This is a genomic window from Okeania sp. (assembly GCF_983059655.1).
In genome coordinates, this window is sequence record NZ_CEZPJD010000233.1 from 1 (window position 1) to 10,357 (window position 10,357).

General features: G+C 39.9%; 10 protein-coding genes. 5 read left to right on the forward strand and 5 right to left on the reverse strand.

Annotation, left to right across the window (positions count from 1 at the left end; translation table 11 throughout):
• The first annotated feature begins 88 nt into the window (after positions 1 to 88).
• From AC3DU7_RS14715 to AC3DU7_RS14730, 4 genes are all read left to right on the forward strand, one after another.
• Positions 89 to 607, forward strand: a complete 519-nt coding sequence (locus AC3DU7_RS14715) for a hypothetical protein (protein ID WP_488040080.1) — start codon at positions 89 to 91, stop codon at positions 605 to 607.
• Positions 600 to 878: a hypothetical protein gene (locus AC3DU7_RS14720; RefSeq protein ID WP_488040081.1), complete on the forward strand. Its 279-nt coding sequence runs from the start codon at positions 600 to 602 to the stop codon at positions 876 to 878. The genes AC3DU7_RS14715 and AC3DU7_RS14720 overlap by 8 nt, the downstream gene beginning before the upstream one ends.
• A gap of 40 nt (positions 879 to 918) precedes the next feature.
• Positions 919 to 1,971, forward strand: a complete 1,053-nt coding sequence (locus AC3DU7_RS14725) for a hypothetical protein (RefSeq protein ID WP_488040082.1) — start codon at positions 919 to 921, stop codon at positions 1,969 to 1,971.
• Positions 1,972 to 2,428: 457 nt separating this feature from the next.
• On the forward strand, positions 2,429 to 3,007 hold the full coding sequence (locus AC3DU7_RS14730; RefSeq protein WP_488040083.1) for a recombinase family protein: 579 nt from the start codon (positions 2,429 to 2,431) through the stop codon (positions 3,005 to 3,007).
• Positions 3,008 to 3,498: 491 nt separating this feature from the next.
• Here AC3DU7_RS14730 and AC3DU7_RS14735 read toward each other — a convergent pair whose 3' ends face one another.
• The 5 genes from AC3DU7_RS14735 to AC3DU7_RS14755 form a co-directional block, all read right to left on the reverse strand.
• Positions 3,499 to 4,101, reverse strand: coding sequence for a C39 family peptidase (locus AC3DU7_RS14735; RefSeq protein ID WP_488040084.1), 603 nt, complete (start codon positions 4,099 to 4,101; stop codon positions 3,499 to 3,501).
• Positions 4,102 to 4,167: 66 nt separating this feature from the next.
• The gene (locus AC3DU7_RS14740) at positions 4,168 to 4,770 is read right to left on the reverse strand and encodes a hypothetical protein (RefSeq protein ID WP_488040085.1); all 603 of its coding nucleotides are present in this window, start codon (positions 4,768 to 4,770) and stop codon (positions 4,168 to 4,170) included.
• A gap of 72 nt (positions 4,771 to 4,842) precedes the next feature.
• Complete coding sequence (locus tag AC3DU7_RS14745) at positions 4,843 to 6,414, reverse strand: hypothetical protein (protein WP_488040086.1); 1,572 nt, start codon at positions 6,412 to 6,414, stop codon at positions 4,843 to 4,845.
• Positions 6,411 to 8,957: a hypothetical protein gene (locus AC3DU7_RS14750; RefSeq protein ID WP_488040087.1), complete on the reverse strand. Its 2,547-nt coding sequence runs from the start codon at positions 8,955 to 8,957 to the stop codon at positions 6,411 to 6,413. The genes AC3DU7_RS14745 and AC3DU7_RS14750 overlap by 4 nt, the downstream gene beginning before the upstream one ends.
• A gap of 2 nt (positions 8,958 to 8,959) precedes the next feature.
• Positions 8,960 to 9,496 carry a hypothetical protein gene (locus AC3DU7_RS14755; RefSeq protein ID WP_488040088.1) on the reverse strand — a complete coding sequence of 179 codons (537 nt, stop codon included), beginning with the start codon at positions 9,494 to 9,496 and terminating at the stop codon, positions 8,960 to 8,962.
• A gap of 58 nt (positions 9,497 to 9,554) precedes the next feature.
• On the opposite strand from AC3DU7_RS14755, the gene AC3DU7_RS14760 reads away from it, so the two are divergent.
• The gene (locus AC3DU7_RS14760; RefSeq protein WP_488040089.1) at positions 9,555 to 10,316 is read left to right on the forward strand and encodes a hypothetical protein; all 762 of its coding nucleotides are present in this window, start codon (positions 9,555 to 9,557) and stop codon (positions 10,314 to 10,316) included.
• Positions 10,317 to 10,357: the final 41 nt, after the last annotated feature.

A 10,357-nucleotide genomic window follows, 5' to 3' on the forward strand; every position in this document is an offset into this window, starting at 1 on the left:
CGATGGAACTGTTCGCCCTACGAGTAAAAACAGAAAAAGTTTTATTTGAGTAGTTTAAATAGTTAGAAAATTTGAAGGATAAATCATCATGGGTGAAGCAAAAAGAAGAAGACTATTGACAAAAACAATAGCATTAAAAAACTACAGTCCTTTCTTAATATTTACAAGAGAAATTTTTCCTGAATTCGCTTTGAGAAATGTCTCGAAAGATATGCCTATTATCTCTTTTAAAGACCTGGAAGAAGCAATAGAATTCAAGCCAGATTTTTTTCGCATCTGCAGCATAAAAAAACATCGAATAACTATAGCGACTGCCATCAATTTTATTCAGTTTTCTGTTATTAAAAAGCAAATGAAATCTAGCTCTATTTGTCCTATCTATTTAACAGGCTTCACACCTCAAGAAATTGAACAAGTCAGCTTAATACCTTCTGCTTTAACCCAGGAATGTAAATACGATTTCTGGCAACTATGGCAATTAATAGAAGAAGGGGACAAGCAGCCAGAAATCCTAAAAGGCTCAGGAGACCTTTCATTCTCTGCCAATGAACTAATCTCAATCCAACAAATATTAACCCACAAAAACAAGACATTAACTAATGAATAAAAACCTAGAAAAAATCAAATTATTAACAAGAAATCTATCAAAACCAGAAATAGAATTATTGATAATCTTCCTCAAAAACTTGCTGCTGGAACCTCAACCAAAAGTTGCGATCGCAACTTCCAGCACTTCAGACAAATGTAAGTCCCGTTGGACAGAAGTCAAGTACATAAAAGGCCGTCCCTACTTATACGAAAGAAGGAAAGAGGTGGTCTCAAGTCCCACAGAAGAGACCGAAATAGTTACACGAAGTACATATTTAGGCCGAGCTTAACCCCACAGAGTTAGGGAGATATCTCCCTAACAAAATACTTATGATACTATTCCCATCCCGACTATTCCAGCACTATAAAAACCCGCTAGCTCTATGGCTCTATGCCAGACATATAGACGAAAGCGGTAGTGGCCAAGCAACCTTTAGCTTGGAAAGTGCTGCGCGATCGCTTAATTTCGCAGTCCAAACTCTCAAAGGCTGGCTATGTAAAGGTCAGAAAATGGGACTGTGGCGATATTACAGCACAAATCAAATATTAGGGATGGGAACATGGGTCCAGTTATTCTACACCTCCAGCCATCGATTAGCATCTCAAGCCAACCTCACAGACTTTGGCCCCGTAGCAGAAATTAGTCTAGATGATTTTTCAAACCACAGACTAACAATACTTTCCACAGAAATAGAACTACAGTCCCTTCAAAAACAATCAAGATTTGCAGCTCATTGTGAAGCGATCGCCAAAATCCAGGAAAAATTACTTATCAAGAAAGTCTTAAAAGCCAAGAAGCTAGCCCCAAAACCCTTACAACCAGAGAAAATCATCCCTGCGACAAAAATGGCGCGGGTACTTTGGCGCTCTGGCTGTCGGTTGGGAGTCTCAGAAGGATTCCTGAGTTATGGAGCTAGTCATCAAGGAGTCGCAGACCGTCGGGGTGTTTGTACCAAGACGGTCCAGCGTCATCTTTCTAACAAGTATAGATGTGATGGAAGTCCTATCAGAGACTTTAAAAAATGTCTACCTTTGCAGTCCATCCAAATTAATCAAAGAGTGAATCGCGGACTTAGTAGGGTACTAGACTTAGTGTCGGATTACGGCGACCCTAATCGGGATTTTGAGATAGGTAAACACTGGAAAAACAAAGAGGGTCGATGGTTTGAGCGCAAGCCCAACATTTACGAGCCTAGTGTTCAGCTACGGAAAGTTAAATTTAGGCGATCGCGACTTTTATCATCAAAAGGACTTGGTTGCTATTCAATCCAGAAGGCTGAGGGGAGCAGGAGGTTTGTGTCCAATTACGAATACTTTATTCATAAGTCTAACTTATCAATTTTAAGAAATGGCCAGGGGATAAGAAATAATTATGATTGCTGATACTTAATTGAATTTTTAAGTCTTGGTGAAGCAGATAAAAATAATTTTTAATTCTCAAGAAAACTCAAAGCTCAATCCCCAAACCAACCAGGGGTACTCAAGACAAAAAAGAAATTTGCTAGAATTTCAAATGTGATGCACCCTGATGTAGATTGACCGCCGGGGCTTCACAAAAATCTCTGGCGGTTATCTAGCAGCATCCAGACCCTGGCAGTAAATTGGTTAGTGAGTACTGCCCTTAGTCCAGATACACACTTTTTGTGATTAAGAAAAACGACCGTATTTAGAGACTACTAAAAGCCTTCAAATCTCGTTGTATAAATATAGTCTCTTTGAAGTGTACTTCATAGCAACTGTTTTGTCAGAAGTAGCGTCAAACACTCAGATGGATTTACCCCTATGACTAAAATCCCCCTTCAATGGGGTAGGAAAATTTACCCCAAAAATATTGGTACACATGGCCAAAATTGGATATGCAAGGGTTAGTAGCGAGAACCAAAACCTAGACCTACAGTTGGAATCACTCAAAGACTGCGGCAAAATCTTCACTGACAAACAATCAGGCAAAGACAACGAAAGGCCACAACTCAAAGAATGCTTAAAGTTTTTAAAAACTGGAGATACTTTGAAAGTTTGGAAGCTTAGTAGACTTGGAAGATCTACGGCCGGGCTATTGGAAATTCTCCAAGAACTGAGAGATAAAAAAATTACGTTTGAATCCCACACTGAAGGTATAGACACAAATTCAGCAATGGGAAGATTGATTTTTGGGATACTAGGCTCAATTGCAGAGTTTGAGAGAGAAGTTATTCTTGAAAATCAAATGGCTGGAATAGCTGCTGCCAAAGCGTCCGGGAAAAAATGGGGTGGAAGAAAACCTGTTAGCTTAGATAAGCTCCAGGCGATCGCTTTGTTTATAGAACAAGGTAAATCTGTAAAGGAAGCTTGCCAACTCATAGGAGTGAATAAATCAGTTTGGTTTAGGAATCGGCATCGAGTCAATACCTCTAACAACGAAGGTCGAAGTAAAAATTAACTTTTGATTGATACATATACACCATTAGGAAGCTTCGAAGCTGCATAACGGACATAAACCTTGCTAAATCAAAGCTTTTGTTTTGATACTTTCGCATTTTTATCGATACATCTGTAGCAGGAAAATGAAGAATAATAATTACCATTAATTTAATTAGCACTCTTAGTACTCAAAGTTAGGGAGATTATCTCCCTAACAAACTAATCCCTACTCCCTAATCCTCTCTTGAGTTTTCAAAAACTAGACATATCCTGAAGTAGTAAAGGCTTAACCGTTTGGGAAAATTGGCTTGGATTGCTGGGAATTTTTCAAGAACCAAGAGCTTAGGAATAAAAGAATAATAATTACCATTAATTTAATTAGCACTCTTAGCACTCAAAGTTAGGGAGTAATCTCCCTAACTAATCATAAACATCATAAAACGTGATAATAAGTGTCATCCAAAGCCCACCAATCATAGTAGGCTTGTAGTAGGCTTGTAAAATTTCAGTCTAGCCTATTCTGTGAATCCACATATTTTCAATACCTTCCATCTCAGAGTCAGTCAGTTCGTTGTACATAACACGAGTTTGCCCGTAACTCCAACCTCCACAAGCAGAAGCAATCAATCTGTTGCTGTAATGGAGGTCTTCTCCGTAAATCACACCTCCCCCATTGATTTGATAATACCAAGAATGAGTTCCCCTCCCAGCCATTATTTCACCATAGGGGTCGTGAACGATAAAGCCATTTTCACCAAAACCCTTGATAACTAATAAATGACCAGGTTCAGTGAAAAAACCATGAACAATGACTGGCTTTTCTTCTACTATCGCATCTCTAATGTCAGCTAAAGTACCGCTAATCGTAAGGTCATCCTCCACTTCATAGCTTTCACAAATATCCTTTAATCCCTGTGGAGAAAATCTATTCCAGCCATATTGTTGAGCGCGAGCAAATATTTCGTCTTCTAGTTGAAGATAGCTGCCATCTCCCTTTACTCCGCAATAGCTTAAACACATAGCTAAACTAGTAACATTGCAGGCGGAAAAAGGCGCATACTTGTTATCAGTTTGTGACTTATAAGGGACTTCTAGTTCTTGATTTATTGACATTTCTGTTTGTAAAGTTACTTGTTCTCAAAGCGGCATCTAGCAGTTGCTAGACACCACTAAGTTTACCTACTCGCTGATACTAGCGCTTGGTAAAGAAATGATGCCCCTGAAGGAAAGGTTAACATCCCATCTTTGATTGTTCCCGAAAAGCAAAGCATATTCGCCTCTACGATATTGGAGTTCGATTATGTCAGAATTAGCCTTCCAGACAGCAAATACTGGTTCCAACCATTCAATTACATTATTATTGTTCACATTAGTCCATTCATGTTGAGCAGCAAATGAGAGCGGTATATTCACATTGGATTCGTTTACCAAGGGTACGATCAGCCTCTCTCTCGTTTCTTCGACAAAAGATGTTCCGTTTTCAGTATTATAACTCTCTAATGTGGATACAGGAATCTGCTGAATATTGCTGGCAAGATAATTACCAGAAATTTGGTACAAGCTGTCTAGCTTTGACAATTGACGATACTGGAAAACGTTAGCAGACGGGCTTAACTGAGGTTGAAGCTCCGTCGGGTAAACCACCCCTGTTTTATCAGTAAAAATTAAACTCATTTCACCAGAGCCTGTCATCAATATCTCATCAGGTTCTGGCGGTGGAGTTTCCATACTAGGAATAGATACCTTCATTAGCTCCGGCATCTGCAAATTAAGTGTTGTCATCGTTGCAGCTAAATTGTTAATCGCAGCAACGAGTTCATCGGAGTTTGTCTCTTTAAAAAATACTGGCATACTTTATGGAGTTTCTTTTATCAACTTCCTAATCTTATCATCCATCCAACTGGGTTTTGTTTCGTAATAAAAATCGACTCGCGCCGACTTCCGTTTTTTCTTGGCGCCGACGACTGCCGTCTCATATTTTGTCTTCCTATCCCAATTTGAAATATGCATATAGGCTAAATACTGTGGCCTTGTTGGCTTGGGCTTTAGCCTTCCGTTTGGGTCGTATTCTTCCTTTTCTATGAACCGAAGAGGCTTGATTAATTCCGCTTCGGAAAGTGATGCCATTCTCTCTATGATCTTCTTGCCATCTTGCTTGCTATTCACCCATGCTTTCAACATCTTTCCATTAGACAAGTCTGCCTCAACCGCCAAATCTCCTTTGTCGTGGGATTTACTGGTACCACCAAAAAGCTGCTTAATTTGACTCCAATTTATTTTAGATATTTCGCAATTGGGAATCCTCAGTCTGCTCCTAGCATTTATGCTAGTTCTTATATTAGACCAGTATGGAGGCTGCTCGTAAGCAAAAAATTCTAGGGTGATTTCTATGCCATTACTGCTAACAACCACTGGCTCGTTGTCGCTATTAACGATCGTTGTACCAATGTCGCGGTTATTTAGAAGTTGTTGTTGGGCGAGTATAGTTGTGGTTGCAGTCCTGATATTAGCTTCATTCCCAGTTAAGATGAAACGTTCCTCCGGTACTTCCCGATTAGGCGTAACCTCTACCGTGCGAGACCTACCAAACAGTCCCTCCCTATTATAGCTTTGCATACCAATCCAATCATCAATGCTGCCAGCAATAATAAATCCTGCTTCTATGCAAGCATCGCTAAGTTCTTCCCACCCTTCCTGCAAAGCTTCCCTTAAGTCCTCATCCTTGATAAATCGTTTGACTACATTACCAATACCTTTCTTAAAGCTCCATTCATCATTGCCAGGATTTCCCCACTTATCGATCGTCTCACTCCCAACCAATTTTCGTAGTGCTTGCCCGACGGGGTCATCCGGGTCTTTGAGGAATTTTCTCGCGCCCTTGAAGAATTCTAAAGCACGAGCTGTTGCATACTGCGCAGAAGCCTGCGAAAGCGCCTGACTCCACTCTTGCAGCAATTCTTCGGCAACTTCAGGGGCGACGTTACTCATCACATGATAACCTAGTGCTGGATTGAATTTAGTGATAAGTGCTGCACCCCCCAATCCACAGATAGTGCTGCCTAGAGTGCGCCCGACAGCTCCAAAGTTACGTTCAACGATTGATTGATTGATAGCATCGATTTGAGCGTCAATCTGCTTATCTGTTACTTGCCAGTTAAAGTTTAATAGCAAGCTGCCTGCTGACACTATCCCTTGAAAAATTTGAGTAACACTAATTGACCTCAATCTTTGCACTAATGCACTCAGCCCGCCACTTATCCACCCGACCAGCCTACCACCCCAGTTTTGAAAGAAGTTTTGAATACCTCCCCCACTACTAGACCGCGTGCGACTCCACCGGCGAACAGAATGATTACCCGTCGCTCTTCTTCTCGCGGCTCTACTGCGAAGATTAGTTAACCTCCTGGTAAATGCTAAAACTGTCATTGTATTTCCTTGATTCTGGGATTGTCACTCTTGTCATCTGTAATCGTGCCTGTTTTATCCCTCCAGTTCTCCTCAACATTTTTAATAAAATCTTGCCAGGACTGACCAGTCTCACCCCGGGCCTGTGCAAAATCTTGAGCTACATCTGCTCCTAAATTAATAAGACTTCTCAAGCTATTAGCTGCTGCTACTGGCTCCCGTGGTATTCTATGCCAGTGTAAGGCTTTGGTTATTTGTGCAGCTTCTTGCAGCAAGGAAATTGCTTTGCGTAAGGAGTCCTTGCTTCCATCGGGCGACTTCCAATACTTGATTGGTTGTTTGCTAGGCTGCAAAAACTCTTCCAGACTATCATCATCAATATCACCGTCTCCATCTTTGTCTTCATAGGCAAGCGGGTTAAATGTTAATTCTATATTCTCTTCTACCTCTTCCCGTTCAAAATCAATATATTCAATTGCAGCCTCGATGTTTTTAAAGATTCGATTAACTATTAAACGAGTCAACCCTACTTCAGTTAAAGTCCGAGCTATGGCCATCTTGTTTTCATAGGTGTCGGCTTTAAGCTCGATCGCCATGCCATAGATTTCAGCTAGGGCTTCTGCGATATTGTCGGGATTAGCGTTGTCACCTTCAATTTCAAGGTCGATAGGGAATTGTCCAATCAATTCATCCATCATGTCAAAGTTATAAAGATGCCATTGAGCAAGGTTGTGAATTTGCTTTATTGGTGAGTTGGGGTCTGTCAGTCTGTCTGGCAGTTCACCTGGATACTGAGGAGTCTCTGCGGTGCCAGTGACATTAGCTATTCTCTGGAGCAATTCTGAATCAGCGGGTGATTGCGCTAGCTCTGCCAAAACTCGGGTTTGCTCTGTTAAGTTACTGATTTCTTCTATCTCACTATTTTCAGGTAAACCTGGTGGGGGTGGCACGGGATATATCGGTTCCTCGGCAGTTCCGGTGACATTAGCGATTTTCTGGAGCAATTCTGAATCAGCGGGTGATTGCGCTAGCTCTGCCAAAACTCGGGTTTGCTCTGTTAAGTTACTGATTTCTTCTATCTCACTATTTTCAGGTAAACCTGGTGGGGGTGGCACGGGATATATCGGTTCCTCGGCAGTTCCGGTGACATGAGACATTTTTCGTAGCAGTGATAGAGTCGCTTTGCAGCATTGCTCATTCATTTCTCTTCCTCTTTCCTTTGTTTTCCGCTTATTAACATACGTGTTGGTATGCCTTCTTTTGTTCTTCGGTTTATTCTTTCGCTCAATCTCTTCTTCTCTCCCGTCTGGATAAAGAAGAGTTATTTTGTAAAGAGGTATTGCGACACAACCAACACCCAACAAGTTTTCGTTATTCTTAAATATCGGGTGGTCTTTTTCGTCATTGTCGGAAAACCTCAAAGCGGTTACATAATATTGATAATTATCAAGCAAGGCTTTGTAACGCGTGGCTCCTGCTACTCGAAATCCTGTATGCCCGTTGCTTCTATTAGAAAGATAACTATCCATCGAACCAGCCCTTACAATAACTCTACCAACAAAGAAGGTTTGCTGCTTCCCTGGGAAAAAGTCCCGTCTTAATCGATACTCCCTGTAGTCTCCTGGAAAATACAAATCGAACGACCCCTTCCTCTGAGAATATCTAAGACGAGGATCGAAGTAAACATCAAAATCCGTTAAATACCCTGCATTATTCTCTAGCCAGGTACTCATGCTTATATAGTAAAATAGGCCGTCTCCTGTTGTTTGATATCCTGGGTTTGCTGCCTTCCATTCTTCCGAGGCAAACCGAACGTACTTTACTATAACTGGCTTCTCTGGATTAGACCCTGGGTAAAGAGCTGCTCCGTAGTAAAAAAAAACAGCGCTAGTCCCTTCGGGTAAGTTTTCTGGGAGTTCTGGTAAATCGTCGTCACCCATGAAACCATTATTATTCCCTGTATTTGAGGGTTCTTTTTGGGGATTGTCGCAAGTATTAAAACTTACTTTGAAATCTCCAATACCCAAGCTAATAGAATGGCATCTTTTCGGCTCTACCTTGTCTTCTTCGTCTTCTTCATAATAATCCGTCTCCACTTCATCTTCTTCGGGCAACTCCTCTTCTAATTCCTCTGTTATCTGCTCTGTATTCTCAACATCCAACTGTTCAATAATATTTTCAATATCAATATATTGATCGTTAATAATATCTTCTAAAAATTCAGAATCCTCTTCAAATATCTGCTCTACTTCTTCTAAAGTGGGTTCATCATCATACAACCCTAATTCCTTTCTTAATTCAGCAGATGTATCTTCGTATACTTTTGGCCCATATCCCCGTTGAGCTTTAATAAAGTCTACCAAGAAATGCAGGGATGGATGTTTAGCGCCGAGGATTTTTTTTCCTGCTCGTTCGATCGCTTTATCTACCATTTCTTCAGCTTTATTGTTAATGGCTTTTTCTATACCATTCTCCATAGCATCTTCCGCAAATCCTTCAACTTCTTCTGCTATTTTCTCTGATTTTTCTAGCCGTTTTTTATTTCTTTTTGCAGCGATACTCATTACTACTCAAATTTTAATGTTAAATCATCGTTAACTTTAAATCCATCTATCTCAAAAATATAATCTATAGCTATATCTATATAGTCATTTAAAGCCAAACCCCCACTCCCTAAGTTAACAATTTTGACATTTAATATGTCGTCAGGATTTAAAAACTTCCCTGTTTTTGCAAATTTCCCTAGTACTGGCAAACTATAAGTAATGTTATAATTTTTAAGCTCTATTAAGCCCAAAGTTTTATTGTTAAGGAGGAATTCTAACCCGATTCTAGCACTAGAGTTTTTTGCAACTATAGAATTAGATAATCTAGTCGCCGTAGAGTCTTCAAAATTGATATCTGGAATAACACCTTCACTCAAGGTATTAAGTAGTTTAACCTGTAGTCTTATGTCAGAAATAGAAAATATTATTCCTATCATATACCCATTAGAATTCAGGTTAGAGGTAAATGATTTAACTACCGCATCCACATTCAACAATTCCCCGTTTTGAACGCCAGGATTAGAGAGTCGAAAGTTATTAGTTCCTGATTGTGACAATAGCCTCATAATATAGTTCTAGGTATATCATAGATAAATAATACTATAAAATTTCATCATGAGTAAAGGTTTGCCCATCCGTGACTGGGATAAATTAATTGAGATTACATCATCAATAAAAGATTCACTATTCTCAGCAAGTGAGTCGCTAAGAGAAATGCATGAGGTTAAATCATCGATGAAAGATTCACTATTCTCAGCAAGTGAGTCGCTAAGAAAAATGTATATATTAATGAGTAGTGAAAGTAACAATACAGCAGGAGCGTCAGAAATGCCTATACCTTTAAACGTAAAACTAATGGTGGGGACTGGGAATATTCTAGGTAAATATACACCTCTACCTATCTTTAAAGAAATTCGCAGCAGTTGGGAAAATATATTGAGAGAAACCATAGACTCTGATCAAGGAATCACGGGATATAAAATCGCCAAATTTAAAAGTTTTCAACCTGGAGAAACTTATACATTTAATGTAAATGTAAATTCCGAATTTACAGACTTTAGAGCCGATGTAGCTAGACCTATTCAAGTTTTTCTAATAGATATAAACCATGCTCTGGCAGCAGCTCAAAGCTTAATTATGAGTAAGTTTAATCGGCAATTTTGGGACGTACAAGAGGACATCCCTCTATTTATCGGCTATCTCAAAAGCAATGGGTTTGTAACTAAATTACTGCCAAGTGGAGGAAGTTTTGAAGTTACACCTGGCAATTTTCAATGCTTAATACATTTCAGCGCTCTTACTTCTGAATCTACTGAGGGGTGTGTCATTACCGATTATGATAAAGCAACCCAAACCTTCACTGTTGGTGGCTACTGATGGTTTTGTCTACAAGTGCCCGCAATCTTTGCAATAGTAAT

Excerpts from the sequence above, each read along its gene's own strand:
- AC3DU7_RS14740 (WP_488040085.1), bottom strand. The coding sequence starts at position 4,770 with ATGACAACACTTAATTTGCAGATGCCGGAGCTAATGAAGGTATCTATT.
- AC3DU7_RS14730 (WP_488040083.1), top strand. The coding sequence starts at position 2,429 with ATGGCCAAAATTGGATATGCAAGGGTTAGTAGCGAGAACCAAAACCTA.
- AC3DU7_RS14750 (WP_488040087.1), bottom strand. The coding sequence starts at position 8,957 with ATGAGTATCGCTGCAAAAAGAAATAAAAAACGGCTAGAAAAATCAGAG.
- AC3DU7_RS14715 (WP_488040080.1), top strand. The coding sequence starts at position 89 with ATGGGTGAAGCAAAAAGAAGAAGACTATTGACAAAAACAATAGCATTA.
- AC3DU7_RS14735 (WP_488040084.1), bottom strand. The coding sequence starts at position 4,101 with ATGTCAATAAATCAAGAACTAGAAGTCCCTTATAAGTCACAAACTGAT.
- AC3DU7_RS14720 (WP_488040081.1), top strand. The coding sequence starts at position 600 with ATGAATAAAAACCTAGAAAAAATCAAATTATTAACAAGAAATCTATCA.
- AC3DU7_RS14745 (WP_488040086.1), bottom strand. The coding sequence starts at position 6,414 with ATGACAGTTTTAGCATTTACCAGGAGGTTAACTAATCTTCGCAGTAGA.
- AC3DU7_RS14725 (WP_488040082.1), top strand. The coding sequence starts at position 919 with ATGATACTATTCCCATCCCGACTATTCCAGCACTATAAAAACCCGCTA.
- AC3DU7_RS14760 (WP_488040089.1), top strand. The coding sequence starts at position 9,555 with ATGAGTAAAGGTTTGCCCATCCGTGACTGGGATAAATTAATTGAGATT.